The following is a 25,371-nucleotide window of genomic DNA, read 5'->3' as shown; positions in this document are numbered from 1 at the left end:
GGCCACCATGGCCCTCACCCAGCACGACATAGACCGGGAGATCGCGGCCGAGCACGCCGCGTACGAGCAGCGGGTCGCCGACGGCGCGCCCGTCGAGCACCATCCCCGCCGCGACTACGCGCCGTACCGCTCCTCGGTGCTGCGCCACCCGAAGCAGCCGCTGATCGCCATCGACGTCGCCAAGGACCCGGAGATGGTGGAGCTGTCCTCCCCCGCGTTCGGGGAGCGGGACATCACCGAGATCGACAACGACCTCACCCGGCAGCACACCGGCGAGCCCGTCGGCGAGCGCATCACCGTATCCGGCCGGCTGCTGGACCGCGACGGCCGTCCCGTGCGCGGCCAGCTCATCGAGATCTGGCAGGCCAACTCGGCCGGGCGGTACGCGCACCGGCGCGAGCAGCACGACGCCCCGCTGGACCCGAACTTCACCGGGGTGGGCCGCACCCTCACCGACACGGACGGCTGCTACCGCTTCACCACCATCCAGCCGGGCCCGTACCCCTGGCGCAACCACGTCAACGCCTGGCGGCCGGCACACATCCACTTCTCCGTCTTCGGCTCGGCCTTCACCCAGCGGCTCGTGACGCAGATGTACTTCCCGAACGACCCGCTCTTCCCGTACGACCCGATCCTGCAGTCGGTGACGGACGACGCGGCGCGGCAGCGGCTGGTCGCGACGTACGACCACAGTCTGTCGGTGCCGGAGTTCTCGCTCGGCTACCACTGGGACATCGTGCTGGACGGGCCGAACGGCACCTGGATGGAAGAAGGGCGCTGACCACCATGACGAACACCGACACCACCGCCGCGGCCGGCGTGCTGCCCACTCCCTCGCACACCGTCGGCCCCTTCTACGGCTACGCGCTGCCGTTCCCCGGCGGAGAGGACATCGCGCCGGCGGGGCACCCGGACACCGTCACCCTGCACGGGTACGTGTACGACGGCGAGGGCCGGCCGCTGCCGGACGCGCTGCTGGAGCTGTGGGGACCGGACCCGCAGGGGAACGTGCCGACCGCGGACGGTTCCCTGCGACGGGACCCGGCGAGCGGTGGCTTCCTCGGCCGGAACGGCGTGGAGTTCACCGGCTTCGGGCGGATCCAGACCGACGCGAACGGCCACTGGTACGCCCGTACGCTGCGCCCCGGGGCTCGCGGCGGCAACGCGCCGTACCTCAGTGTCTGCGTGTTCGCGCGGGGTCTGCTGGTGCACCTGTTCACCCGGATCTATCTGCCGGGCGACGAGGCGGCGCTGACGGCGGACCCGCTGCTGTCCCGGCTGGACGCCGGGCGGCGCGACACGCTGGTCGCGGCCGAGGAGGGCGCCGGCACGTACCGTTTCGACATCCGCCTTCAGGGCGAGGGCGAGACGGTCTTCCTGGAGTTCCAGTGACATCAGCCGACATCGACACCGGTCTGCTCGCCCCCGGGTGGGCCGGTTCCCCGGCCGCGGCCGAGACGTCCGACACGGCGTTCCTGCGCGCGCTGCTCGACGCGGAGGCCGCGCTGACCCGCGCCCAGGCCGCCCTGGGACTCGCACCCGAAGAGGCGGCGACAGCGGTGACGGAGGCGGCCGGCACGGCCGGTTTCGACGTCACGTCCCTCGCCGAGCGGGCACGAAACGGCGGGAACCCGGTGATCCCGCTGGTCGCGGAGCTGACCCGGGCGGTCGGCGCGGAGCACGGCCCGTACGTGCACCGGGGGGCGACCAGCCAGGACATCATGGACACCGCGATGATGCTGGTCGCCGTGCGCACCCTGGACCTCGTCCTCGGCGACCTCGGGCGCACCGAGCGGGCGCTGGCGGGCCTGGCCGCCGAGCACCGCGACACGCCGATGCCGGGGCGCACGCTGACCCAGCACGCCGTACCGACGACGTTCGGGCTGAAGGCGGCCGGGTGGCGGTCGCTGGTGCTGGACGCCCGGGACCGGGTGGCGGCGGTACGCGGCTCGCTGCCCGCGCAACTCGGCGGCGCGGCCGGAACGCTGGCGGCCTTCTCCGCGTACGGGGCCGCGGACGCCACCGCGCTGCCGGGCACGTATGCCCGTGAACTCGGCCTGGCGGAACCGCTGTTGCCCTGGCACACACTGCGCACGCCGGTCGCCGACCTCGCCGGGTGCCTGGCCTTCACGGCCGGCGCGCTGGGCAAGACGGCCGTGGACGTACTCACCCTGTCCCGTACCGAGATCGCCGAGGTGGCGGAGGGCAGCGGGGGCGGCTCGTCAGCCATGCCGCACAAGGCGAACCCGGTGCGCGCCACACTGATCGTGTCCGGTGCCCGCCGCGCCCCGCAGCTCGCGGCGACGCTGCACGGCTCACTGGTGGCCGAGGACGAGCGGCCGGCCGGTGCCTGGCACGCCGAGTGGGAGCCACTGCGGGACCTGCTCCGTCTGGTGGGCGGTGCCGCCCGGCTCGCGGCCGAACTGACCGAGGGGCTACGGGTGCGCCCGAAGGTCATGGGCGAACACCTCCGGCTCACCCACGGACTGATCGTCTCCGAGCGGCTGTCCGCCGAACTGGCGCCCGTCCTCGGACGCGCCCGCGCGAAGGAACTGCTCACCGACGCCGCCAGGCGCACGTACACAGAGGGCCGGTCCCTGGCCGAAATCATCGCCGAGGAGACGGAGTCGACCGGTGTCGATCTCGGCGAGTTGACCGACCCGGCCCGTTATACCGGCTCCGCCGGAGCCCTCACCGACCGTGCTTTGGAGCGACGTTGACCGACATCCTGCCCAACCACCGCGTCGAAGGCTCCGCTTCGGCTCCGGCTCTGCTGCTCGGTCCGTCCCTCGGCACCTCGTACGCCCTGTGGGACAAGGTGGCGCCCGAGCTTGCCGTCACGCACCGCGTCGTGCGCTGGGACCTGCCCGGGCACGGCGGCTCGGCGGCCGGGCTGATCGGTGCCGGTGCGACCGTCGGCGATCTCGCGGGGCTGGTTCTCGCGCTCGCCGACGCCCTCGGCATCGAGCGGTTCGCGTACGCGGGCGTCTCCCTGGGCGGTGCGGTGGGGCTGCACCTGGCCGTGCACCATCCGGACCGGCTGTCATCGCTGGCCGTGATCTGCTCCTCGGCCCACTTCAACGGCGCCAAGCCGTGGGAGGAGCGGGCGGCGCTGGTACGGAGGGAAGGGCTCGCCGGCCTCGCGGAGGGCGCGGACGCTCGCTGGTTCACCCCGGGCTTCACCGTGCCGGGGCTGGTCCGCGATCACCGGGAGGCGGACCCGGAGGCGTACGCCGCCTGCTGCGACGCGCTGGCCGCGTTCGACCTGCGCGACCGCCTCCCGGAGATCACGGTCCCTGTGCTGGCCATCGCCGGGCGGGAGGACCCGGCCACGCCGTCGGCGCACCTTCGGGAGATCGCGGACGCCGTGCCGGGTGCGGCGCTCGTGGAAATCCCCGGTGCCTCGCACCTGGCACCCGCCGAGCGCCCGGAGGCCGTCCTGACGGCACTGCGCGCCCACTTCTCCGGCAGCGCCCGACGTGGCATGGAGGTGCGCCGCGAGGTGCTGGGCGACGCGCACGTGGACCGCGCGCAGTCCCGGCAGACGCCGTTCACGGCACGCTTCCAGGATTTCATCTCCCGCTATGCCTGGGGCGAGATCTGGACCGACCCCACCCTCACCCGCCGCGAACGCAGCATGATCACACTCACGGCGCTGGTGGCGCACGGCCACTACGACGAGCTGGCCATGCACGTACGGGCGGCGCGGCGCAACGGGCTCACCCCCGAGGAGATCGGCGCGGTGCTGCTCCAGACGGCGGTGTACTGCGGGGTACCCGCGGCCAACTCCGCGTTCGCGGTGGCGCAACGGGTGCTCGCGGAGGACGACGCGGACCGGACCTGACGGACGGTGCGGGGCCACCGTCAGAGCTGGTGCGTCCTGCCCATCCGCTCTCCGACGCGGGCGGCCGTCTCGCGCAGCCAGATGTGCGCGGCGTCGTGGGTGTGGACGGGGTGCCACCACAGGGCCTCGCGTAGGGGCACCGCCTCGTAGGGGGTGCCACGACTCGCACGGCGGCGACCGGCCGCAAGAGCCGGGCGAGGCGGGCCTGTACCAGGGCGATGCGGCGGGTGTCCGCGACCAGCAGCGGCAGCAGCTGGAAGCTGTCGGCGGAGACCTCGACGCGCGGTTCGACGCCGAGCATGCCGAGTTGCCGTACGGCCGGGGCGTCGTAGGTGCGCTGGTAGGTGACCCAGGGCAGGCGCGCCAGGTCCTCGCGGGTGAGCGTCTCGCCGACGTCCGGGTGGTTCTCGGCCACGAGGAACACCCAGCGATCGTCGTACAGATCGGTGGCGGGGAAGCCGCTGATGACGCCGTGGGGCATGAGCAGGCCGTCGGTCGCGCTGAGCAGGGTGGCGGTGTCGTCGGCCACCGCGGGCGGCGTCCGGGTGAAACGCAGCCGGATGCCGGGCGCCTGCTGGTGCACGACGCGGGCCAGTTCCGCGCCGAAGACGGCGACGGCGTAGTCCGAGGCGAACAGGCGGAACTCCCGCTTCTCGGCGCTCGGGTCGAAAGCGGCCTGGCTGGCGAAGAGGCGTTCGAGGACGTCGTACGCGGTGGCGGTGCGATCGAGCAACACCTGTCCCAGGGCGGCGCCGGGCCTTTCGCTCTCGCCACTCTGTCCCGCCCGGGCGGCCCCGCGTTCCCCGTTCTGGTCACCGCCGCCGAGCACGTGATCGATCTCCGGTCGGCGCTGGACGACGAACGGCTCACGGTCCGGGACGTGTTGGAGGACTGGGACGCCCTCCTGCCGCGGCTGCGGGAGCTGGCCGCCGTCGGGGGCGCCGGGCGCGAGCCGCCGCCGGGGCCGGCGGTGCACGCGCCGGTCGAGCCACGACAGGTGTTCCAGTCCGGCGCCAACTACCGCCGGCACGTCATCGACCTGCACGTCGCCCACCGTGCGCCCGGCGACGACCGGCCGGAGAGCGAGCGGCGCGCCGAGGCCGCCGAGATCATGGACCGGCGGGCGGCCGAGGACCTGCCGTACGTCTTCATCGGCCTGCCGACCTCGATCATCGGCCCGTACGACGACGTCGTGCTGCCCGCCTGGGCGGAGAAGCCGGACTGGGAGCTGGAGTTGGCGGCCGTCATCGGCCGCCCCGCGCACCGCGTGTCCGTCGAAGAGGCACTGGAGTACGGCCTGACCTGAACCGACCTCGCCTACGGCGGCCCGGCCTACATCGCCGGTTACTGCCCGACCAGCGAGACCACGTTGTACGCGTACGTCGTCGAGGCCAACCGCGACCGCGCCGGGATACCGCCCGAGTCGTACGCGGCCGAGATGCGCCGCCTGACCCGACCCCGACCGCGGCGTCTTCATCGCCCCGCCCGTCTGATCCCCCTCCGCCCCGAGGGCGCGGCGATCCCTGTCATGCCCTGACTGCCCACCGCGCCCCCGGTCCCGGCCGCCCACGGTTCCTCAGGAGACCCGTCATGCGTTTCGCCAGCTACGAGCACCACCATCGCCGTCGCGTCGCGGTAGAGGAGGAGGACGGCACCCTCCTCCCGCTGCCCGGCACCACGTCGCTCACCGAACTGCTCGCTCGGGGCGACGGGCTGAGCGGACTCCTCGCCGCCGGCACCGCGGCCGGCGGCGTCGCGCCCGGCCCGCACCTCTCCGAGGTCCGCCTGCTGTCACCGTTCCAGCCCGCGTCCGTGAGGGACTTCGTCACCTTCGAGGAACACGTCGAGGGCGTACGGCGCTCGGTGGACGAAGTTTCCGGTGTGCCCGAGCAGTGGTACGCAGCGCCCACGTTCTGCTTCACCAACCCGCACGCGATCCACGGCCCGGGCGACGGCATCCCGGTGCCGCCCGGTTCGACGGCGTTCGACTTCGAGCTGGAGGTGGGCGCGGTGATCGGCCGGGAGGGCCGTGACCTCACCCCGGAGCAGGCGCGCGACCACATCGCCGGGTACACCGTCTTCAACGACTGGTGCGGTTGCCTCGCCGAGCTGTGGGGCCTGCGCGGCGAACGGACACCACCCGCGCTGAAGCCCGGGGACACCGTCTCCCTCACCGTGGAGGGCATCGGCACGCTCACCAACACCGTCGTCCCCGGCACCGACCCCGTCCCGCTGCCGAGCCGGTTTTCGCTCCACCTCTCTACGACCGGTACCCGGCGCGCCTTCCGGCCATGGCACTAGCCGACGATTCGGCCGCCGCAGGCCGCGCATTCCCGGCCGACGATGTCGATGCACTGGTACCGCAGGCAGTCGAGGCACATGTTGATGTTCTCCACTCGCCAGGACTCACCGTGACAGGCACAACGCACGCGCCGGTGTTGCATCTCCATCCACGCGTCCCGGCCTCCGATGGATTCGTACGAGGCTTCCACGTAGGCGCGTGTGAGGGGGGCGGCCTCGTCCCTCCGTCGGCCATCGAGCCACCACAGGTACAGAACGAGGAAGGCGGTCCCGCTCACCAGCCAGTCCGGGCCCTGCCCGCGGCTGGCCCATGCCGCCACCACGTCAGCCACACGATCTTCGAACGGGCGCCCTTCTTGGAGGACGACCGCGTTTCCGCTGATCGTCGGCTCGGCGCGGGCGGAGACGGGTACGGCCGCGTTGCGGGCGAAGACGACGTGCCCCGCGGTGTCGGTGCCGCGCTGATTCGGCACGGGCAGGCCCTTGGCCTGCAGCTCGGCGCGCAGCACGGGGTAGATGTCGTTGAGGGTCAGCTGCGCCGGCCTGCCGGGAACACCGGCACGCACGAGGTCGCAGAGGTGTTCGGTGAACGAGGTCGACCGAGCGTCCTGCTCGGCCAGCGGGGGCACGTGAGCGGTACGGTTGCGGCTGGTGGCGGTCAGCGTGTAGACACCCTGGACGGACGCGAGGCCGGCCAGTGCCTGCCCGTCGGTGGTGAGCGCCTCGATGGCCTGGCCCGCGAAGCAGCAGTCCAGGATCGTGATGCGGGCCTTCGCGGGGCTCAGCCGCAACGCTTCGGCCACATGGCCCCATAGAAGGCCGGTGATCGTCGGGCGGTCCGGGCGCGTCCCGGGCATCACGAGACACAGGTCCCCCGCGGGTGAGAGCATCCCGTGACCGACGTAGTACAGGAGGAAGTTGCCCGTGACCTTCTCCGCCACGTCGGCGACCTGCACGGCGAGCTCCGAAGCCGACGAGACCTCGTCGATCACGGTGACCTGATCGCTCTTCCAACCGCACAGCTGCTCGTCGCACAGGAGATCACGTACGCGCTGCAAGCTGTTGCGCACCGCCGGGATGGGGGTGAACTCCGGATTCGCGTACTCCGGCACACCGATCAACAAGGCATGGGACCCGGGCGGCGGACCGGGCTCAGGCACTGCGGTCGGCATCGTCGCGGTCGGCTCGCAGGACCTGCTCCAGCAGGGCCGTGGCGTCGCGGAGCGTGTCGATCTCCAGGGTGATCGAGCGGTTCCCAGCCTCGACGGTGATCTTCGCCGACGTGCGACGCGTCTTCAGCCAGGTGATGAGCGCCGAGCTCAGTACCGAGCCCGCTCCTCCCGCGCTCAGGGCCACCGTGAGCAGGTCCCCAGCCGACCCGAGGTCGGTCTCGCGCATCGGCCGCCTGGCGACCCGTACATGCCCTCGCAGTTCGTCCTCACCCGTCAGCCACTGGTACAACGAGGGCAGGTCCCCGTCACAGCCGCCGACGATGGCGATCCTCGCCTCCAACTTCCCACCCCCGCCTGCTCATTCAGCTGGTAGCGACCATACAGCCACAGCACGTCACGGCGCCCTCTGTCACCGTCGACGGCCGCCTGGCCGAGGTTGACCGCCCCGGGCCCGACCTGTAGCAGGCCGGCGCCAGTCCGCCCGTGGCCGACCGGGGTTCCGGGGTGATTCGACCATGGAAGCACCGCGCGTGTGCCTCCAGACGTGGGATTTCGCGGCGACTCGGCGCGGCCGCCACCGGCCGTGGTGGAAAGGTGGTGTCCTGGTCACCGAGCAAGATCGTCTGGTCTGGCACGTACCCGGTGGTGATCGTCGGCCCGGCCCAGGCCCTCACCGTCGGCACGGCCGGAACACCGTGGTCGGCCGGTGGCCCAGGAGGTGATCAAGTGAGGACTTCCCCGCGGCATCAGCCCCGCTCGCACCTGAAAGCGCGGCGGCCCCCACCGAGAACCCCGCAATCCCGCGTGACGATGGCGGCGATCCTGCTGGTCCTCCTCACGACAACGCTGGTCATGGGGTGGTTCGGCCTCGAAGACTTCGTCCACGCTCTGACCTTCCCCGGGCGTATCACGGGCGCCGTCCTCATCGCGGTCGCCTTCACCGCGTTCCTGGGCGCCGCCGCGGTCGTCGACCACTGGTTGTGGCGCAGTTTCCCTTACTCCGGCATGGTCGCGCTGATCGGCGCGTTCGCCGCTCTGCTGACCAACGCCCTGCTCGTGGTCGAGACGGCGAGGGGCGACTCCAGGGCCTACCTCGCGCTGTTCGTTGCGCTCACCGCGGGTTCCGCATGGGCCGTCTTCGCGGTGTGGCGAACAGCGGTCAGGATCCCCGCTCCGAAGCGGGTGGCCGCGGCGCTCGTCGTCTCCTCGGCCATCGCGATCGCCAATTTCGGCTACCAGAACCTCTACCAGCCCTACCAGCGTGAGACCAGGCCCCTCATCGGGTTGTCCCTGGGAAATCCCGTGCTGAGTCGGGACCGGACGGAATTCTCCGTACCGGTCGACATCACCCTGGAGAACCACGGTGACGTCGGTTTCTACGTGCTCGGCACGGAGTTCCACGCCATGGGCGAACGGGTTCCGCTGAGCCGGAAAGACCGGCTCCGCACGCAATGGCGTACCGATGCGGAGAAGTGGAGCACGTCCCAGGAGGTGAATCCACTCTCCCGCAGGGAGATCCATCAGCCCGGCGAGTTGGTGGAGGCCCGTCCGTGGATGCCCTACGGGCAGTGGATCGAGTCGAGCGACACGTTCGCCACCCGAGTGGTGGTGCAACTGCCCATCGACACCCCGTACGACCAGCTGGCGTTCTACGCCACCGCGAGCCTCGCTCGCAAGGACCGGCTCGGCCTGGAGCCACCGCTCGAGTTCAAGGCGTATTCCTGGAGCGGGAAGAATGTCCCCGGCTGGGTGAAGGAGCAGCAGAAGCAGGGTTTGGACTCCATCATCTACCGCGCCAGGGTGCACGAGAACAACGCGATCGACGAGCGCACCCGGGACCCGCGGTACGTGACGGTCTACTGGAGGTTCGGCACACACGGCGCGAGCGTGGCGACGATCGTCGCGCGAAACGGCGACGAAGGCCGCATCCCCACCGCGGCGGAGGGGCGCGAGCTGGTGAGCCGCTACGGTCTCGTCGACATCCTCAGGGGCCCGATCGAACGGTCGCTGTGGGACATCAAGAGCCGGGTTTGACGGGCCCGGCCGCGCCGTACGCGCTGGAGGGCTCATTCGCACGCTCCAGCCAGGCCACCAGCGCCAGCGAACTGTTCACCCGGTCCCAGGAGCGCGCGTCCCCCAGCCCGAACTGGGCCTCCCGCACCGCCCGGCACAGCAGAGGGACGTCGAACATCTCCCCGACCAGCGGGTGCCGGGCGGAGCGGCACAGGTCGATGAGTGCGGCGCCGTGGGTCCGCAGACCGCGGGCGTAGAGACCGTCGAAGGGGACCTTCACCGTTCTGCGGCCGATCGGGGCCGGCAGCAGGTCCGCCATGGCCTCGCGCAGCACCGCCTTCGGACGGCCCGGATCGAACACGGCCTCGCTGGGGAAGCCGCGCATCGTGGCGATGACCTCCGGGTCGAGGAAGGGGTGCGAGAGGCAGAACCCGTCCTCCCCCGCGCGCTGCCAGGACAGCAGGTCCGGAGCGGCAAGGTAGTTCGCCGCTTCGTAGAGCGACCGCTCCGGCCGGCGCCCGTACACGAAGCGGCTTTCCGCGACGCTGGCCTCGCGGTAGCCGTGCTCCCGCGCGAACGCCGCTCGCAGCCAGGGGGGACGGGTGAAGGAGCCGAGGCCGCCGAGCACGGTCCTACCGTGCACGAGCGCCCCCGTCCGTTCGGCCGTCAGCGGAAGGGCCGGCCGTACGACGTAGGCGTGGATCGTCTCCCGCAGCCCCCGCTCGGCGCCGTCGGCCCAGGCGCGTGCCTGCCTGGCCAGCTCCCGCAACTGCCCCGTGCGGGCGAGACGGTGCAGATGGAACGGGTTGGCGTCCACGACCGGGTCGGCGCCGCAACCGGTCAGGACGGTGTCACAGCCCAGTTCGGCGGCAGCGGCGTGGAGCCTGGCCCAGAACGGGGCACGGAACGCGTGCGCATGTGGCTCGTCTGCGTCTCCCGCGTGGTGCTCGAAGTCGTCGAAATCGGCCACGTCGTCGGTGTCGACGATCAACGGGCGGGCCGCGGGCGCGAGACGACGGATCTCGTTCACCGCCGCGTCGAGGTACGGCTGCTCGCCGGCCAGCTCTCCCCCGGTGAAACGCCCGGCGAGCAGGAAGAGGTCCCCGGGGCCGTCCCGTTCCGCGGCCAGCAGGCGTGCCGCGAGCAGCGCCACGCTGGTGGAGTCGAGGCCGCCGGAGACGTGGCAGGCCGTCATGGTGCCCAGCCGGCGCCGCACGGCCCCTTCCAGCGCCCGGCGCAGCTCCGTCGCTGCCCCATGGAGGTGGGACCCGTCTGTCGGTGCGGGCCGGCCGGGGGCCGGCCGGACGCGTCGTGGCCCGCCGTGGCGTATCCGCCCGCTGACCGAGAGCTCCAGCACCTCCCCGGCGAGGACGCGGTGCACCCCCGCGAAGGGAGTGAGGTCCATGTGCGGTTGCGCCATGTTCCCGGTGAGATACCGGCAGAAATAGCGGGGTTCGAGCGCCGAACCGTTCCCCAGTCGGCGGACCGAGGTGCTCACGGCGCTCACGTGGCCACCGGACTCCCGGAAGAACAGCGGGATGCGCGCCTGCTCGTCCCGGGTGACGAGGACGCGGTCGCGGTACACCAGAACGGCCGCGTAGTCGCCCGCCGGCAACGGCGCGGCGGCTCCCCGTCGGCCGAGGGCGTCCAGGAGGGCGCGAGCGCCCGCCACCCGGTTCCGCGCCGGGCCGACCGAGCCGACGACGGTCGCGGTGCCCTCCGGTGAGGAGACCGTCGTCACGAGTCCCCGACGCTCCATCGACTCGGCGGTCCAGAGCTTGGGCGCGCCGTTGGTCCACTCGAGGTGGAGCGCCTCCATGTCACGGACCTCCACGGCCGATCGAGAGCACCGGGGTGAACGCGTGCCCGCCCGGGTCGGCGTCCGGGATGCACAGTCCGGCCGAAGACACCCATGTGTGCAGGGCGAAGGGGTGTTCGCGCACACCGACGTGGAGGACGGCCTCCCAACCGCGTCGCCGCAGCAGCACGAAGGCCGTCACCGCCTCGGACTTGCAGTCACCATTGACCGAGCAACTCCTGCGGCTCTGTGACTGCACCGCTCGTTTCAGCCGTCCCACCTGTTCCGCCGGGGGGCGGTCCGTGCGGGCGTAGTCCGGGGCGACCACGGGCAGCAGCCGGAGCACCCGTCCGAATCCCAAGGTTCGAATCAGCAGGTGCGTGCCGTGCAACCAGAGCCGGACGCCGGCCTCCGTGGGTGCCCGTGAGCGACCCGTCGCGCAGCCGGCCCGGACGAGGTCCGTGACGACCTCGGCGCGCTCCTCTGCGTCGCCCCCGGTCAGCGCCCGCACGTCCGCCGGCGTCATCCCGAGGAAACGTGTCCGCTTCCAGTCCGCGATCAGCGCTCCGCCGGACAACCTGGTGACGTGGCAATGCGGTGCAAGGATCTCTGCCATGGCTGCCAGGGCATCGGCCTCGTCGGCCACTGCGCACCCTCCAGGGTCCGAGCGGAACGGGTCAGGACTGGTAGCCGTGACCGTCGTAGAATCCGCCGCTGAAACCCCGGATCAGGCGGCCGGTCCCGAGAAAGGTGAGCCGACGAGGCGAACGGATCCGCAGCAATCGGCGAAACATGGCCAACCTCCGAAATAGGGCAAGATCTGCCAATTCCAGGCTAGCGGGCCCCCAATGCTCCGCAACCCGGCCGCACGTCCCGCGCCGCGCCGCGCCGGCGGACCGTCGCGTGCCGGTTGTGGCTCCGGGTGAGCCCCGGGGCGGCCTCGGCGAGCCGGTTCAGGTTGGTGGGTACGCCGGGTCGGTGTCGTGGTGGTCGAGGGCGGTGGCACGGGCGCCGGTGATCGTGGCATCGCCATGGTCGCGGGCGGCGTCATGACTGCCGCAGTCGGGGCAGAAGGCGCGGGCAGTCTTGCCGGGGCAGGTGTCGAACCAGGTCGGTTCGGCGTCGGTCCACGTGAGGCCGGCTCGGAAGGCGTCCGCAGCGCTGCTGCACAGCCAAGCAGCTCGGCGTTTCGGCCAACCCGTCCGCACGCGCACGCTGTTGCGCGGCAAGGATCGATGCACTGCGCACCTTCGAAGAACCGCTGAATCCCGGGGTGCGCAACCCGACCGAAAGACACGCGTTCGAAATCGCGGGGGCGTCGTTGAACATGCCGACACCATTGCCACTCCTCCGAGAGGGAACACATTGACGCAAGCCGAACCGGACAACGGCACGACCACGAACCCGCCGAAGGCCGCCGCGACGGCGACGACCGGCATCTCGGACGCCGAGCGCGAGCTGTACGGCGGCCGGCTCCGCTACGACCAGTCCTTCGTCCGTCACGAAGGCCCACTGACCCGGCTGGGCTTCGGACACATGGCGGCGGCGCTGCCCCGCATGGTGGCCATGGTGCTGCGCACCGGCTGGCAGACCGACCGGCGAGCGCTCGCCGGGGTCGTGGCGGCCCAGTTCGGGCAAGGTGTGACGGCCGCCTGGGGGCTGGTGGCGGTCAACAGCGTCCTCACCGAGCTGTTCGCCGATGGTCCGACCCGGGACAAGCTCCGCGAGGCGCTGCCGTCGCTGGCTGTGCTCGCCGTCACCGCGGTGGCGACCGCGATGCTGTCGGCGTGGTCGACGGCCATGTCGGGCCGGCTGGAGCCCCAGGTCGAGCGGGCGGTCTCCGCCCGGTACTACACGGCCGTCACCCAGGTCGAGGTGGAGGCGACCGAGCGACCGGAGGTCCAGCGTGCCCTGGAGGCGGGGAAGTTCGGCACCGACTCCGCCCGCAACATGCTCCGGCTGTCGGTGGGCGTGGGCAGTGTGGTGATCGGCATGGTGGCGGCCGCGGTGGTGCTGACGGCGCTGCACTGGGCGTTGCTCCCGATGTTGCTCGCGATCGCCGTGCCCAAGGGGTGGGGAGCGGTCCGCTCCGCGCGCCGCGAGTACCTCTCACGCCTGACCTGGGTCGACCACCGCCGGGCGATCGCCTCTCTGCTCGCCTGTCTGACCCGCCCGCACGCCGCCGGGGAGATCCGCGTGCACGCCGCCGGGACGAAGCTGCTGTCCAGTTACACGGAGATGTCGCGGCAGACGGAGGCGGAGCAGCGGCGTCTGGCCCGGGCGCAGGCGTCCACGGACCTGATCGCCGGCGGGTTCGCGGGGCTGGCGTCGCTGGCCTGCTACGGGGTGCTGTGGTGGCTGCTTGCGTCCGGTGGTCTGCCGCTCGCCGTCGGCGGCACGGCGGTGATCGCCATCCGCACCTCGACGGCACGCCTCACCTCACTGGTGCAGCAGGTCAACCGCTTGTACGAGGAGCTGTTGTTCCTCACCGACACCGAGGACGCCATCCGGGTGGCGGGCCAGAACGCCATCCCGTCCTCCGGCACACCGTTGCCCGTCCCTGTCCAGGAGGTGCGGACGGAGGAGGTGTCGTTCACCTACCCGGGCGCCGACGCTCCTTCGCTGCGGGCTGTGAGCGTGCGGGTTCCCCGCGGGAAGGTGACGGCCCTGGTCGGGGCGAACGGCTCGGGGAAGACCACGCTCACGAAGGTGCTCGCCGGACTGCTCGTGCCGTCCGAAGGGAACGTGTGGTGGGTGGGTGAGGCGGGCGAGCGGGTCGCGCTCCGCGAGGCGGACCGATCCCATGTCTTCGGCGCCGTAGGGCTGTTGGCCCAGGACTTCCCGCGCTGGGAGATGACGGCCGCCGCGAACCTGGCCATCGGCGTCGGCGACCGCCCCCGGGACATGGACCGCGTCCGCGGCTCGGCTCGGGAGGCGGGCGTGCTCGACCTGATCGAGGGCCTGCCGCACGGCTGGGACTCGATCGTGTTCAAGGGCTACGAGCGAGGTGTCCAGCTCTCGGGCGGGCAGTGGCAGAAGCTGGGGTCCGCCCACACCCGGTACAGGCAGGCGCCGTTCCTGCTGGTCGACGAGCCCACCAGCGCCCTCGATCCCCACGCTGAAATCGCCGCGTTCCGGGGACTGTGGTCCCTGGCCGAGCAAGGGCACGCGGTCGTACTGGTCACGCACCGGCTCGCCGCGACCATGCACGCCGACCACATCTACGTCCTCGACCGGGGACGCGTCGTCGAGGACGGCACCCACGACCAACTCATGGCCCGCCCGGACGGCTTGTACCAGGGCATGTTCACCGCCCAGGCCGCCCAGTACGGGATCGCGGCCGCCAGGCTCCCCGGCCCCCGCGGCATCATCCAGTCGGCCGACCACGATACGGCGATCTGACCCGCCCGGCGCGACCTCCGGCGCGGACCAGCACATCGCCTCCGGCCCTGGGCCGAAGGCACGGACACGGACGCTGCCGCCATCCGCCCCGGCTGCCAGGCCGGCTTCGTCTTCGTCGCCAGAGCCCTGCACACCGACCGTCCAGCGAACAGGAGCACGGATGCCCTCGCGTCAGGACCCTCTTCCCTCCCCGAGCCGAGGTCAGCTGCGGCAGGTCGCCACTGCGCTGCGGGCACTACTGGGGGACGCATGACCGGCAGCCGACGGCACACCGAGCCCCTCGACGTCCACCTGATCGCCGTACGCGACGGCACGGCCGGGACCGAGGTGCTGCTCTCCCGGCGAGCCGGTGACGTGTACGCCACCGGCTGCTGGCACCTTCCGTCCGGGCATCTCGACGGCCCGTGGGAGGACATGGTCACGGCGCTGGTGCGCGAGACCCACGAGGAGACCGGCGTCGCGGTCGACCCGGCCGATGTCCGCGCGGCCGTCACCGTGCACCACCGCTCCCCCGCCGGCGGCGCACGCCTCGGCGTGTTCTTCGAGGTGCGGCGATGGCACGGCACCCCGCAGATCATGGAACCCCAAGTGTGCGACGCCATGGACTGGTTCGCGCTCGACAGGCTCCCGGAGCCCATCGTCGCGTACTGCCGGGCCGGGCTCGACGCCTACCGGGCCGGCGCACGCATGGGCGTGCACTTCCAGGAGCCCGGCGACCCCATCGCCTACGACCCGGCCGTCGACCGGCTGCTCCTTGTCCCCGACCCCGGCGCCCACGACGCCACCCCGGCCGACGCGGTGCGCGCCTTCGCCGAGCAGGCGGTAGGGCGGATCGTCCGTTGGACGGACGTCTCCTGGGCAAGGCAGGACAGCCGCGTCTGGCGGGCGCACGGCGCCGAGGGCGGCACCTGGTACGTCAAGGTCCACCAGAACGAGCGTTTCCACCGACGCGAAGTCGCCGCGCTCCGTGGCTGGGTCGCCGGCCTCGGTGAAGCCGCGCCTCGGCTGGTGGCCGCCGACGGCGTGCTGCGGGCCGTCGTCCTCACCGCGGTGGGAGGCCGGTCCCTGCACGGTGCCGCCTTCCCACCCGAGCAGCAGCGCAAGGTCTTCCACCGCGTCGGGCGGCTCGCGGCCGCCATCCACACCAGCGCCCCGCCCCTGCCGGGCGGCGGGGCCCCACCTGTGCGGAAGTTGGAACGGCACCTGGACGGGGCCCGGACCCATCTGGCTGCCGGCGACGAGGAGTTCGTCCGCGCCACGGTGGAAAGCGCTGCCGGCCTGCCCGCCCTGCCGGAGGTCCCCACGCACGGCGACTTCCAACCGCGCAATCTCCGCTGGGACGAGCACGCCGACGCCTTGTACGTGCTCGATTTCGAGCGGTCGGAATACGGGCCGGCCGTGCGGGATTTCGTGCGGCTGGCCGATGCGTGGCACGGCCGTCCCGACCTCCTGGCAGCCGTGCTGAACGGCTACGGGCGCACGTTCACGCCCGCGGAAGAGGCCCAGCTCGCAGTGCTGTCCGTCCTGGACGCCGTCTCCGGCATCTCCTACGGCGCCGCCCACGGCGACCCCGAGCTGGTGGAACGCGGCCACCGCACTCTGGCCCGGCTCCGCGCCGCACGACAGCACCCCGACCACCCCACCGTCACACGAGGAGCAGCACATTGACGTACATCGCCCGCGAGCAGTGGGAGAAGCACTTCGGCGACGGCCGGGGGTTCCGGCGAGTGGGTGAGCGCGAGCGGGAACTGCTCGCCGAGCACACCCCGGCCCCGGACGACGGTGGCCGCGCGCTCGATGTCGGCTGCGGCACCGGCGAGCTGGCCGCCTATCTCGTCTCCCTCGGCTACACCGTGGACGCCGTCGACTTCGCCGGCAGCGCGCTCGCCCGGGCCCGCACCGAGCACGCCGACGTCGAGGGCGTGCGCTGGCTGCTGCTGGACATCGAGCGCGACGACCCGGCCCCGCTGCGCGAGGAGGGGTACGACGTGGTCGTGATGCGCCTGATGTACCCGTTCCTGAAGGACAGGGGTCGCATTCTGCACGCTCTGGGTGAGCGACTGCGGGACGGCGGCGCGCTCGTCGTCATCACCCCGGTGGCGGAGACCACGCCCGAGGAGCGGCGCGGCATCGCCTTGGACGAGGACGAGATCGCGCTCGTCGGCTCCGGTTGGCGGGCGGTGGAGCGGCTGGACGCGGACGGCCTGGCCTTCCTGGTCCTGCGCGGGCCCTGCCATGCCGGCACCCAGGCCGTCGAGAAGGGGCCGACCACCACCCATGCCTGACCGGCGCCCTCGCCATCGTCACCGACGATGCCGGCAAGGTCCTGCTCGGCCGGTCGCGCCGCGGCATGCACGAGCTTCCCGGCGGCAAGACCCGCGGCCCTCCGCCGTTCAGCGGAGAACCGAATACGGCTGGAGATCGTGCAGGTCGCCCTGGCCATCGCAGGCGGTCAGCCGCGCACGTGCAGCCCGAAGCCGCTTCGGCCCGCGGGCTCCAGTCCTTCCTTCAGCTGCAGCGAGGGGATCTCGTAGTCGCCGAAGTTCTGCTTCCGGAACGCGATCGGCTCGGTCGACTCCAGGGTGAGCAGACGCTGCTTCCATGCCTTGGCGACGTCCGGGTAGCTCTCGCTGGTCATCCGGTCGGTGCCGTAGAGCACGAACGGCGGCAGCACCTCGATGCCCGGGTAGTAGAGGATGCCGTGCTGGATCGGGAACAGCAGATCGTCGATGGGGCCGTTGATCCCGCGAGCGGCGTAATGCGGCTCCGGGCCGCCGGTGGTCACCGACAGCAGAGCCCTCCTGCCCGCGAGGGTGCCTTCACCGAAGCGCTCACCGTATTTGGTGTCGCTGTGCTCTCCGACGCCGTATGCGAAGTGGTACGTGAAGACCCGGTCCACCCAGCCCTTGAGGATCGCGGGCATCGAGTACCACCACAGCGGGAACTGGAAGATGATCGTGTCGGCCCACAGCAGCTTCTCCTGCTCGGCGATCACGTCCCGGGTGAGCGTCCCGGTGTCGAAGGCCCGGCCCGAGTCCCGGGCGACCTTCAGTGGACGTGAGGCGCTGGGGCCGTAGTCCTCGGCGTCCGCGGCCGCCTTCCAGTTCATCGCGTACAGATCGCTCACCCGTACCTCGTGCCCGGCGCTCTCCAGCGTGGTCACCGCGAGGTCCTTCAGCGAACCGTTGAGCGACTGCGGCTCCGGGTGGGCGTAGACGATCAGCGTCTTCATGGGAACTCCTTCGGATCGGATGCCTTCGATCCTGGACGCGACGGCGCCCGGCGTTCAGGGGCCCGTGTTCCGTCGGACGGGACTTCCTGGTAATGGCAGGGCCACCTTCACGAGCACTGCCGAGGCCATACTGGAGACATGGACGATCTCGCGGGCTTCCTGCGGACCCGGCGGGCCCGGGTCGACCCGGCCGCAGTCGGCATTCCCACCGACAGCCGCCGCCGGGTCGAAGGGCTGCGCCGCGAAGAGGTCGCGCACCTGTCCGGGGTCAGCGTCGACTACTACGTCCGCTTGGAGCAGGGCCGCGCGACCCAGCCCTCCGAGCAGGTCCTCGACGCCCTCGCCCGCGTCCTCGACCTCGACGAGACCGAACGCGGGCACCTCTACCGGCTCGCCCGGCAGCGGCGCCGCCGTGCGAAGACACCGGGCGGGCGGGTCCGCCCGGAGCTGCTGCGCGTCCTCGACCTGGTCGCCGGCGGGCCCGCGCTGATCATGAACCACCGCCTGGACGTGCTCGCCGGAAACCGCCTCGCGGGGCTCCTCTACGGCCGGCCGATGCCGGGCCTGAACACCGCACGGCACCTCTTCCTCGAGGAGGCCGAGCGCGGACTTTACGCGGACTGGGAGAACTGCACCCTCGACGTGGTCGGACACCTGCGCCTGGCCGCCGGAAAATACCCCGACGATCCCCGCCTGGCCTCGCTCATCGGCGAGTTGGCGATGGGCAGCGAGCGCTTCCGCCGCCTCTGGGCCCGTGCGGACGTGCGCGCCCGGACGTATGGACGCAAGGCGTATCGGCATCCGCTGGTCGGGCTGCTGGAACTGCACCAGGAGAACTTCGTCCTGCCGAACGAATCAGGCATGGAGCTGGTGGTGCTGTCCGCGGCCCCCGGCAGCCCTGCCGAGGACGGCCTGCGCCTGCTCGCGGACCTGGGCGCGGCCGGCGGTGACGCACATCCCGCAGTGGACGCTCAGGTCCGCGAGCAGCTCGACGACGCTCGCCCATAGCCGCGAACGCCCCTGCGCCGCCGGCTGTCCGCTCCCCAAGTGCTCGCCGACGACGGGCAGTCCGGACGCGGGTCCGAGGGGAAGCCGATGGCAGTCACCAGGGGACGTGTCCGCCGTTCCGATCGAGGAATGCCAGGCCCTTGCCGTCGAGGTGGGAGAGCAACACGTCCACCAGGAGCGGGGTGCTCTCTTCCACGGAGTAGGGGGCATCGTCGCCGCCGAGCGCCGTGCGGATCCAGCCCGGAGCCATGAGCAGCAGGGAGCGGTCGGCGTCGGATTTCCGGGCGGCGTAGCTGCGCATGAACATGTTCAAGGCCGCTTTGCTACCGCGGTAGACCTCGCGCAGCCCGTTGGTGTTGTTGGTGATGCTGCCCTGCCCCGAGGACATGACACCGATCAGGCCGCTGGGCGTCACCAGGTCGTCAAGTGCTTCGATGACGCGCATGGGGCTGAGCGCGTTGGTCACCATGACGTCGATGAAGTCCTGGGTGGGGACGGCCCCTATGGGGGTCTGTTCGTTGTTGGTGGTGCCCGCGTTGACGAACAGGACGTCGAGCCGCACTCCGGTCAGACGCTCGTGCAGAGGCATGAGTTCCTCCGGTTTGGTGATATCGAGGTGTTCGACGCGGACGCGTCCGGGGCGGTGGTCGGCGAGGCCGTGCAGCGGGGTGCGGGCGCTGCCGCGAACGGTGCCGATGACCGACCACCCCCGCTCGGCGAGTTCGGCCGCCATGGCGCATCCGAGTCCTCGGGATGCTCCGACGACCAGGGCGGTCCGGGTGTGCTCATCATTGGTGGACTGCGACATGTCGCACGTTCTCCTTGGTGTGGGGCGGCTTGAGACGAGGGGCGTGGGCCGGCTTCTGCTTCGCCGGTCCCGGGTCAGGGTGTGAGGGGATCGATTCCGAAGAGGGTCGCGGCGTTGGCCGAGCGGACCTTGTGCCGGTCGGTGTCGGTGACGAAGTGTTCGAAGAACGTGTCGATCTCTGCTCGGGTGGGCTGCTGGAAGGGGTAGTCGGTGGAGAAGATCAGCCGGTCGACGGTCGTCACGGTCAGTGCGTGCCGCAGCAGGGCCGGGTTGAGCATTCCCGACGTCGTCAGGAAGAAGTTCGTGCGGATGTAGTCCGAGACCGACCGCCGGAGCCCGGCGAGGCGGGCGAGACTGTCGGCGCGGTCGAGCCAGAAGGGAAGCAGTTCGCCCCAGTGGCCCAGCACGATCTGCAGATCGGGATGGCGTTCGAAGGTGCCGCGCAGGATGAGACGCAGTGCCGCGGTCGCCGCCTCCACGTGCCAGCCCCAGCCGAATGTGGCCAACCCGAGTTCGGTCATGGGGTCGAAACCTCGGTAGGCGGCGGCGCGCAGCGCGTCGGAGGGGATCTGCGGGTGGATGAAGACCGGCTGGCCGAGTCCGGCGGCGGCGGCGAAGAAGTCGTCGTAGGCGGGGTCGTCGAGGAACCGGTCGCCGGTGCGGCCGTAGACCATGGTCCCCACGTGGCCTTGCTCTGTAGATTCCCGCCACGCCGCTCGACCAAGCCGGCGAACCGATCTCGGGGGACCTCATGGAACTGCTCTTCTACGTCATACCGTCCATCATGATCGCCCCCCTGGTGGCCGGCATCACCGTGGCGCTGCGTCGCTCGAGTCAGATCGGCCAGGCCTGGGACGGAGGCGTGACGGCTCAGGCGCGCTGTCTGCGGTCGTACACGACGACCAGCGGCGACGGGCACAGCTCGTTCGCCACCACCCTTCACCACGTCTACGAGTTCATCACCCAGGACGGCCGCGTCATACGGTTCGAGGAAGCCAACGGCCCCTCGACGGTCGTGGAGGGCGCCCTGGTCACCGTGCACTACCTGCCCGACCGGCCCGAGCAGGCCACCGCCCACGCACCGGCCCGCGGCAAGCTCGCCGCCGGAACCGGCTGCATACTCGCCTTTTACGGGGTGGGACTCGCCTTCTGCGTGGCTTTCATCTTCGTCGTCCACCTTCTGTTCGACGCGGCGGACGCCTTGCTGCGGTAGGCGGTAGGCGCGGACACCAACGAGGCGAATGTGGCGACGAGTTCGGCGGCCATGCCCCTCACGTGCGGATCCGGATCGAAGCGCAGTTGACGCAGTGCGGGATCGAGGAGCCGGTACGCGCCGGGCGCGCACGTTTCGCCCTTGCGGCGGTCACAGGCCAGGGGTCGCCGCCGGTCACCGGCTGCGGCCGGTCACCGGCTGCGCCCAGTACGGCCGTCGTACTCTTCGCGGGCGGTGATGACTTCTTCGATGTGCGTCACGGACCACTCCGTGAGCGCCTTCAGTGGCTCCCGCAGCGTCTGGCCGAGCGCGGTCAGCTCGTACTCCACGTGCGGCGGCACCTCTGGGTAGACGGTCCGGCTGATCAGGCCGTCGCGTTCGAGGGTGCGCAGCGTCTGGGTGAGCATCTTCTCGCTGACGCCCTCCAGCGCCTGCCGGAGCCGGCCGAACCGGGAGGTCCCGTTCCGGCCGAGTTCGCCGAGCACGAGGACCGCCCACTTGCTGCCGATCTGGTCGAGCAGGTCTCGCGACGGGCAGCCTCGCTCGTACGGATCGAACGTGGGCCCGGTCACGTTCTCGACAGAGGCCATGCGGCTCACCTCGATGCTATCGGTCAGGTAAGTACCGTACCAGGAAGTGGCTACTCCCTATCAGAGAGTGTCCAGGTCATGCTGAGTTCCATCCCGCCGCGGGCGGACCGCGGCAGGCGTGCGAGGCGCGCACGGAAGGAAGGAATGATCATCATGCCGATCGTCGTCACCGGAGCCACCGGCCAGTTGGGCAGGCTCACCGTCGAGGCACTGCTGCGGCACGGGGTCCCGGCCGCGGACATCATCGCGACCGGCCGGGACATCGCCAGGATCAAGGACCTCGCCGACCGGGGCATCACCGTACGGCGCGCCGACTTCGCGGACACCGACAGCCTGGTCGAGGCGTTCGCGGGGGCGGACAAGCTGCTGTTGATCTCGGCTTCGGTCCCCGTGGGCGAACGGGTCGCCAACCACCGTCGCGTGATCGACGCCGCGGCGTCCGCAGGCGTGTCGCTGGTGGCGTACACGAGCACGACGCACGCGGACACGGCCACCACCGTCATCGGCGCCACGCACGGGGAGACCGAGGAGTACCTGCGAGGCCGTCAAGTCCCCAGCGTGCTGCTGCGCAACGGCTGGTACCTGGAGAACTACACCAGCCAACTGCCGCAGATCCTGCGGAACGGCGCCGTCGCCGGCGCCGCGGGTGAGGGGCGGATCAGCGCCGCCTCCCGTGCCGACTACGCCGAGGCCGCGGCGGTCGTCCTCACCACCGAAGGCCACGCCGGCGCCGTGTACGAGCTCGGCGGCGACGAGTCCTTCACCCTGACCGAACTCGCCGCCGCGATCACCGCTGCGGCCGGAAAGCAGGTCACCTACGCCGACCTTCCGGTGACCGACTTCGCCCGGGCGCTGGCCGCCGCAGGTCTACCCGCCGAGTTGGCGGAGGTCCTCGCCGACGCCGACCTCGGCATGAAGCGCGGGGAGATGTACACCGACTCCGGCGACTTGCGCCGCCTGATCGGTCGCCCGCCCGTGACCCTGGCCGAGGCGCTCGCGGCCGCCCCGCGGTCCTGAGGTCGCACTCATGCTGTGGCGGGGTGTGGGCCACCACGGCATCGATGATCTTGGGCCAGAGTTCGCGCGGTCGGTCGTGGCCCATGTCGGGAATGAGCAGGAGACGCGAGCCAGGCACCAGGTCCGCGGTGCGTTCACCGCCGCTGGGATCGATCAACGTGTCATCCAGGCCGTGGATCACCAGCGTCGGCACCCGGAGTCGGCGCAGTTCGTCCGCGCGTGATCCGCTGAGGATCATCGCGCCGAGTTGTCGGGCGATCCCCGCGGGGTGGTAGGCGCGGTCGTAGCTGTCGGCTGCCAGCTCGCACAGCACGGCAGCGTCACCGTAACGCTTGGAGGCCCAGACCAGCTCCTTCTCCGCCGCCGCCACGTATCCGTCGCGGGCGATCGTCCCGCCTATCGAGGCACCGACCACGTGGGCGCGTTCGACACCCAGCGCGGTCGCGAAGCGCATTCAAAATACCGACTGTGACCTGCGCATACACCTCTGGTCCCGATCATGGCCAGGGCCCAGTCGCCCTGGAGCGGGGTGTAGCGGGGTGGTGGTGGAGCGGGTGTGGGGAAGTGGCCGTGGTCGACGGCCAGAGCGGCTAGCCACTCCGAGCCACTCCCAGGTGTCACGGTGCGCCACCAGTTCGACGGAGGCCACCGGCGGCCTTGAGCAGCAGGACGCCATGGGCGATGCGTGGTTCGTCCACGCCGGCCGCGGATGCCTGCCGCGCATCACCGGCGTTGCGGCTGGCGAGTCATGAGGAAATCGGGCCGACAGTTCTCTTGACGCCGACTTGGCTGCCTGACTTGATGTGGGACTAGCAATTGGGAGCGCTCCCATACCTCTTCGACCCGAGGAGTCCATCCGTGCCCCATACACGCAAGGCCGGGCCCTTCCTCGCCGCGGCGGCCGCGACCGCCGCCCTCGTCGGCCTGTGCGCGACACCGGCCGCCGCGGCGAAGGCGTCCCCCGCCACCGATCACTCGCTCGCCCAGGGCACCAGGTTCTACGTCGAGCCCGCGAGCAAGGCAGCCAAGCAATCCCTCGCCGACCTCAAGGCGGGCGACAAGACGGACGCCGCGGCGATGGCCGCGATGGCCTCGTACCCGGTCGCCCAGTGGTTCACCGGCACCGCCGACCCCGAGCAGACCACGAACGACATGGCGAAGCTCCAGGCCAAGGCCGCGATGGAGAAGCGGGTGCCGGTCACCGTGGCGTACAACGTCCCCGGCCGCGACTGCTCGCAGTACTCCGCGGGCGGCGCCGCCACCGGCGAGGAGTACGCCGCCTGGGTCGACGCCCTGGCCAAGGGCATCGCCAACCACAAGACCGTGGTCCTCCTGGAGCCCGACGGGCTCGCCCTCTCCCCTGCGTACTGCGGCGGGACCGCCGATCAGCAGACCGCCCGGCTCGCGGAGATCAACGGCGCGGTGAACCGGCTGGAACAGCAGCCCGGTACGGTCGTCTACCTGGACGCCGGGCACAGCTCCTGGCAGCCCGTCGGCACCATGTCCAAGCTGCTGCTCGACGGCGGGGTGGCCCGGGCGCAGGGTTTCTTCCTCAACGTCTCCAACTACCAGACCGACAGCGACCTGGTCCGCTACGGCACCCAGGTCTCCAAGTGCGTCTGGTACCTGCGGAACACCGCGGGCGCCCAACCGAGTGACTGTCCCGACCAGTGGTCGCCGGCTGCGGACGCCGACGCGTGGTACGCCTCGCATGTGCCCGCCGACGCCAAGCTGACCCACTTCGTGATCGACAGCAGCCGCAACGGTCAGGGCCCGTGGACGCCGACCGCCTCCTACCCGGACGCCCAGGAGTGGTGCAACCCGCCCGGCCGCGGCCTCGGCGTGCGCCCCACCACCGACACCGGAAACGCCCTGCTGGACGCCTACTTGTGGGTGAAGGTGCCCGGTGAGTCCGACGGCAGTTGCACCCGCGGCACCGCCGGCCCGACCGACCCGGAGTACGGCGTGGTCGACCCGATCGCCGGTGCCTGGTGGCCCGACCAGGCCCACGCTCTGGCCGCGAACGCCTCCCCGGCGCTGACCTTCAATCGAGACCTGTTGCACCGCTGAACGGGGAACCGCGCCCGAGCCGACGGCCATGCCCCGCCCGGGGCGTGGCCGTCCGGCGTCGCCCGCCCGCACCCAGGCCGCCCGTTGCCCGGGAGGGGGGAACGGGTGTCACGGGCGGTGGTCGCGTCCGTCCCGTGGTGCGAAGGCGGCGAGGGCGTCGGCGTCGGTCGCGCGAGCATGCAGGAAGTAGTCGGCCCACTCGCTGATGCCGGGGTAGGACGAGTCCCGGCTGAGCTGGGTGGCTGCGGCCTGGAGGTCGAAGTGCGTGGTGCGGAGTTCCACGCCCGGGCCCAGGAGGGCCCAGTGCGCTCCGGTTCGTCCGTAGGGCATGCCGACGCTGCCGGGGTTGACCACGAGTCGGCCGTGGGCGAGGCGGACGAACGGCATGTGGGTGTGGCCGCAGACCACGGTGCGGATGTCGGTGCCGAGTCCGTTGAAGACTTCGTGCCAGCGATCGAGACGGGAGTCGACCAGGACGACCTCCTCGTCGTCGCGGGGGGTGGCATGGCAGAACAGCACCTTTCCCAGGCCGTTCACGGACAGGGAGAGCGACCGCGGCAGCGAGCCGAGCAGGTCGAGATGGTCCTCGCGCAGCTGCTCGGCTGCCCAGGGAGCGATCGGGGTCGGGGATCGTCTCGCGCTGCCCCCGGCGGTATTCGAGGAGTTCGCGGTCGGCGTTGCCGCTGATCCAGCTGACGCGATCGCCGAGGCTGGTCAGCAGGTCGAGAACCTGGGCCGGTTGCGGGCCGGCGGTGATGTCTCCGGTGAGCACGATGTGATCGGCGGTGCTGACGTCTGGTTCGGCGAGCACTGCCTCCAGGGGCGGCAGGACTCCGTGGATGTCGACAGGACGGCTACTCGGTTCAGCATGGTCACCACTGTGGGGCGAAGGCATCCGAGTGG

At 71.3% G+C, this 25,371-nt stretch carries 20 protein-coding genes and 6 pseudogenes; 15 read left to right on the top strand and 11 right to left on the bottom strand.

What is annotated here, in order from left to right; all coding sequences use genetic code 11:
- Window positions 1-7: 7 nt before the first annotated feature.
- Genes pcaH through pcaDC form a run of 4 tightly spaced genes read left to right on the top strand, consistent with a single transcriptional unit; the run spans window position 8 to window position 3,844 of the window.
- On the top strand, window positions 8-781 hold the full coding sequence (pcaH, locus tag BLW85_RS37195) for a protocatechuate 3,4-dioxygenase subunit beta (RefSeq protein WP_070025771.1): 774 nt from the start codon (window positions 8-10) through the stop codon (window positions 779-781).
- A gap of 5 nt (window positions 782-786) precedes the next feature.
- Complete coding sequence (gene pcaG, locus BLW85_RS37190; protein WP_074995842.1) at window positions 787-1,392, top strand: protocatechuate 3,4-dioxygenase subunit alpha; 606 nt, start codon at window positions 787-789, stop codon at window positions 1,390-1,392.
- Window positions 1,389-2,720 carry a 3-carboxy-cis,cis-muconate cycloisomerase gene (pcaB, locus tag BLW85_RS37185; protein ID WP_074995841.1) on the top strand — a complete coding sequence of 444 codons (1,332 nt, stop codon included), beginning with the start codon at window positions 1,389-1,391 and terminating at the stop codon, window positions 2,718-2,720. Before pcaG ends, pcaB begins: the two co-directional genes overlap by 4 nt.
- The gene (gene pcaDC / locus BLW85_RS37180) at window positions 2,717-3,844 is read left to right on the top strand and encodes a bifunctional 3-oxoadipate enol-lactonase/4-carboxymuconolactone decarboxylase PcaDC (RefSeq protein ID WP_074995840.1); all 1,128 of its coding nucleotides are present in this window, start codon (window positions 2,717-2,719) and stop codon (window positions 3,842-3,844) included. Before pcaB ends, pcaDC begins: the two co-directional genes overlap by 4 nt.
- Window positions 3,845-3,864: 20 nt before the next feature.
- Here the strand turns inward: pcaDC and BLW85_RS40445 are convergent.
- Window positions 3,865-4,592, bottom strand: a pseudogene (locus BLW85_RS40445) (LysR substrate-binding domain-containing protein); the annotation flags it as partial.
- Here BLW85_RS40445 and BLW85_RS37170 point away from each other — a divergent pair.
- The 3 genes and pseudogenes from BLW85_RS37170 to BLW85_RS37165 all read left to right on the top strand — a co-directional run.
- Window positions 4,569-5,138, top strand: a pseudogene (locus BLW85_RS37170) (fumarylacetoacetate hydrolase family protein); the annotation flags it as partial. The pseudogenes BLW85_RS40445 and BLW85_RS37170 overlap by 24 nt on opposite strands.
- Before the next feature lie 12 nt (window positions 5,139-5,150).
- Window positions 5,151-5,294 (top strand): annotated as a pseudogene (locus BLW85_RS38655) (2-polyprenyl-6-methoxyphenol hydroxylase); the annotation flags it as partial.
- Window positions 5,295-5,434: 140 nt separating this feature from the next.
- Complete coding sequence (locus tag BLW85_RS37165; RefSeq protein ID WP_074995838.1) at window positions 5,435-6,145, top strand: fumarylacetoacetate hydrolase family protein; 711 nt, start codon at window positions 5,435-5,437, stop codon at window positions 6,143-6,145.
- Here BLW85_RS37165 and BLW85_RS37160 read toward each other — a convergent pair.
- Window positions 6,142-7,266 (bottom strand): caspase, EACC1-associated type, encoded by a 1,125-nt coding sequence (locus BLW85_RS37160; protein ID WP_074995837.1) that lies wholly within the window; start codon window positions 7,264-7,266, stop codon window positions 6,142-6,144. The two genes, BLW85_RS37165 and BLW85_RS37160, sit on opposite strands and share 4 nt — an antisense overlap.
- Window positions 7,267-7,297: 31 nt before the next feature.
- The gene (locus BLW85_RS37155; RefSeq protein ID WP_070025777.1) at window positions 7,298-7,657 is read right to left on the bottom strand and encodes an effector-associated constant component EACC1; all 360 of its coding nucleotides are present in this window, start codon (window positions 7,655-7,657) and stop codon (window positions 7,298-7,300) included.
- A 470-nt stretch (window positions 7,658-8,127) separates the two neighbouring features.
- On the opposite strand from BLW85_RS37155, the gene BLW85_RS37150 reads away from it, so the two are divergent.
- Entirely contained in the window at window positions 8,128-9,351 is a 1,224-nt protein-coding gene (locus BLW85_RS37150) for a DMT family transporter (protein ID WP_244174995.1), read from the top strand.
- On the opposite strand, the gene BLW85_RS37145 is transcribed toward BLW85_RS37150, so the two are convergent.
- Both BLW85_RS37145 and BLW85_RS38650 read right to left on the bottom strand, forming a co-directional pair.
- A complete protein-coding gene (locus BLW85_RS37145; RefSeq protein ID WP_074995836.1) occupies window positions 9,335-11,149 on the bottom strand; it encodes an asparagine synthase-related protein in 1,815 nt (604 codons plus the stop codon). The two genes, BLW85_RS37150 and BLW85_RS37145, sit on opposite strands and share 17 nt — an antisense overlap.
- 1 nt (window position 11,150) lies before the next feature.
- Complete coding sequence (locus BLW85_RS38650) at window positions 11,151-11,774, bottom strand: lasso peptide biosynthesis B2 protein (RefSeq protein WP_244174994.1); 624 nt, start codon at window positions 11,772-11,774, stop codon at window positions 11,151-11,153.
- A gap of 719 nt (window positions 11,775-12,493) precedes the next feature.
- Here BLW85_RS38650 and BLW85_RS37135 point away from each other — a divergent pair.
- The 3 genes from BLW85_RS37135 to BLW85_RS37125 all read left to right on the top strand — a co-directional run bounded on the left by BLW85_RS37135 (window position 12,494) and on the right by BLW85_RS37125 (window position 16,815).
- Window positions 12,494-14,530, top strand: a complete 2,037-nt coding sequence (locus tag BLW85_RS37135) for an ATP-binding cassette domain-containing protein (RefSeq protein ID WP_074995835.1) — start codon at window positions 12,494-12,496, stop codon at window positions 14,528-14,530.
- 249 nt (window positions 14,531-14,779) lie between these two features.
- Entirely contained in the window at window positions 14,780-16,198 is a 1,419-nt protein-coding gene (locus BLW85_RS37130; RefSeq protein WP_074995834.1) for a phosphotransferase, read from the top strand.
- Window positions 16,195-16,815 carry a class I SAM-dependent methyltransferase gene (locus BLW85_RS37125; protein WP_074995833.1) on the top strand — a complete coding sequence of 207 codons (621 nt, stop codon included), beginning with the start codon at window positions 16,195-16,197 and terminating at the stop codon, window positions 16,813-16,815. Before BLW85_RS37130 ends, BLW85_RS37125 begins: the two co-directional genes overlap by 4 nt.
- A gap of 167 nt (window positions 16,816-16,982) precedes the next feature.
- On the opposite strand, the gene BLW85_RS37120 is transcribed toward BLW85_RS37125, so the two are convergent.
- Window positions 16,983-17,762 (bottom strand): NAD(P)H-dependent oxidoreductase, encoded by a 780-nt coding sequence (locus tag BLW85_RS37120; protein WP_070025783.1) that lies wholly within the window; start codon window positions 17,760-17,762, stop codon window positions 16,983-16,985.
- Window positions 17,763-17,900: 138 nt separating this feature from the next.
- On the opposite strand from BLW85_RS37120, the gene BLW85_RS37115 reads away from it, so the two are divergent.
- Complete coding sequence (locus BLW85_RS37115; protein ID WP_074995832.1) at window positions 17,901-18,770, top strand: helix-turn-helix transcriptional regulator; 870 nt, start codon at window positions 17,901-17,903, stop codon at window positions 18,768-18,770.
- A gap of 94 nt (window positions 18,771-18,864) precedes the next feature.
- Here the strand turns inward: BLW85_RS37115 and BLW85_RS37110 are convergent, their stop codons facing one another.
- Together BLW85_RS37110 and BLW85_RS37105 are read right to left on the bottom strand one after the other, a co-directional pair.
- On the bottom strand, window positions 18,865-19,578 hold the full coding sequence (locus BLW85_RS37110) for an SDR family NAD(P)-dependent oxidoreductase (protein ID WP_074995831.1): 714 nt from the start codon (window positions 19,576-19,578) through the stop codon (window positions 18,865-18,867).
- A gap of 74 nt (window positions 19,579-19,652) precedes the next feature.
- Window positions 19,653-20,273 (bottom strand): annotated as a pseudogene (locus tag BLW85_RS37105) (amidohydrolase family protein); the annotation flags it as partial.
- A gap of 56 nt (window positions 20,274-20,329) precedes the next feature.
- Here BLW85_RS37105 and BLW85_RS37100 point away from each other — a divergent pair.
- The gene (locus BLW85_RS37100) at window positions 20,330-20,791 is read left to right on the top strand and encodes a DUF3592 domain-containing protein (protein WP_074995830.1); all 462 of its coding nucleotides are present in this window, start codon (window positions 20,330-20,332) and stop codon (window positions 20,789-20,791) included.
- A 191-nt stretch (window positions 20,792-20,982) separates the two neighbouring features.
- Here the strand turns inward: BLW85_RS37100 and BLW85_RS37095 are convergent, their stop codons facing one another.
- Window positions 20,983-21,381 carry a winged helix-turn-helix transcriptional regulator gene (locus BLW85_RS37095; RefSeq protein WP_070025788.1) on the bottom strand — a complete coding sequence of 133 codons (399 nt, stop codon included), beginning with the start codon at window positions 21,379-21,381 and terminating at the stop codon, window positions 20,983-20,985.
- A 144-nt stretch (window positions 21,382-21,525) separates the two neighbouring features.
- Here BLW85_RS37095 and BLW85_RS37090 point away from each other — a divergent pair, with 144 nt between their 5' ends.
- Window positions 21,526-22,398 carry an SDR family oxidoreductase gene (locus BLW85_RS37090; RefSeq protein WP_079172562.1) on the top strand — a complete coding sequence of 291 codons (873 nt, stop codon included), beginning with the start codon at window positions 21,526-21,528 and terminating at the stop codon, window positions 22,396-22,398.
- A 22-nt stretch (window positions 22,399-22,420) separates the two neighbouring features.
- Here BLW85_RS37090 and BLW85_RS40440 read toward each other — a convergent pair.
- Window positions 22,421-22,840: pseudogene (locus BLW85_RS40440) on the bottom strand (alpha/beta fold hydrolase); the annotation flags it as partial.
- Window positions 22,841-23,256: 416 nt separating this feature from the next.
- Between BLW85_RS40440 and BLW85_RS37080 the strand changes: the two are divergent.
- Window positions 23,257-24,468 carry a glycoside hydrolase family 6 protein gene (locus BLW85_RS37080; protein ID WP_074995828.1) on the top strand — a complete coding sequence of 404 codons (1,212 nt, stop codon included), beginning with the start codon at window positions 23,257-23,259 and terminating at the stop codon, window positions 24,466-24,468.
- 108 nt (window positions 24,469-24,576) lie between these two features.
- Here BLW85_RS37080 and BLW85_RS37075 read toward each other — a convergent pair.
- A pseudogene (locus tag BLW85_RS37075) lies at window positions 24,577-25,338 on the bottom strand (metallophosphoesterase family protein).
- Window positions 25,339-25,371: the final 33 nt, after the last annotated feature.

The sequence above is a fragment of the Streptomyces misionensis genome, from assembly GCF_900104815.1.
GTDB lineage: Bacteria > Actinomycetota > Actinomycetes > Streptomycetales > Streptomycetaceae > Streptomyces > Streptomyces misionensis.
Note: the sequence above shows the minus strand (reverse complement) of the source record. Positions and strands in the feature narration are given on the sequence as shown.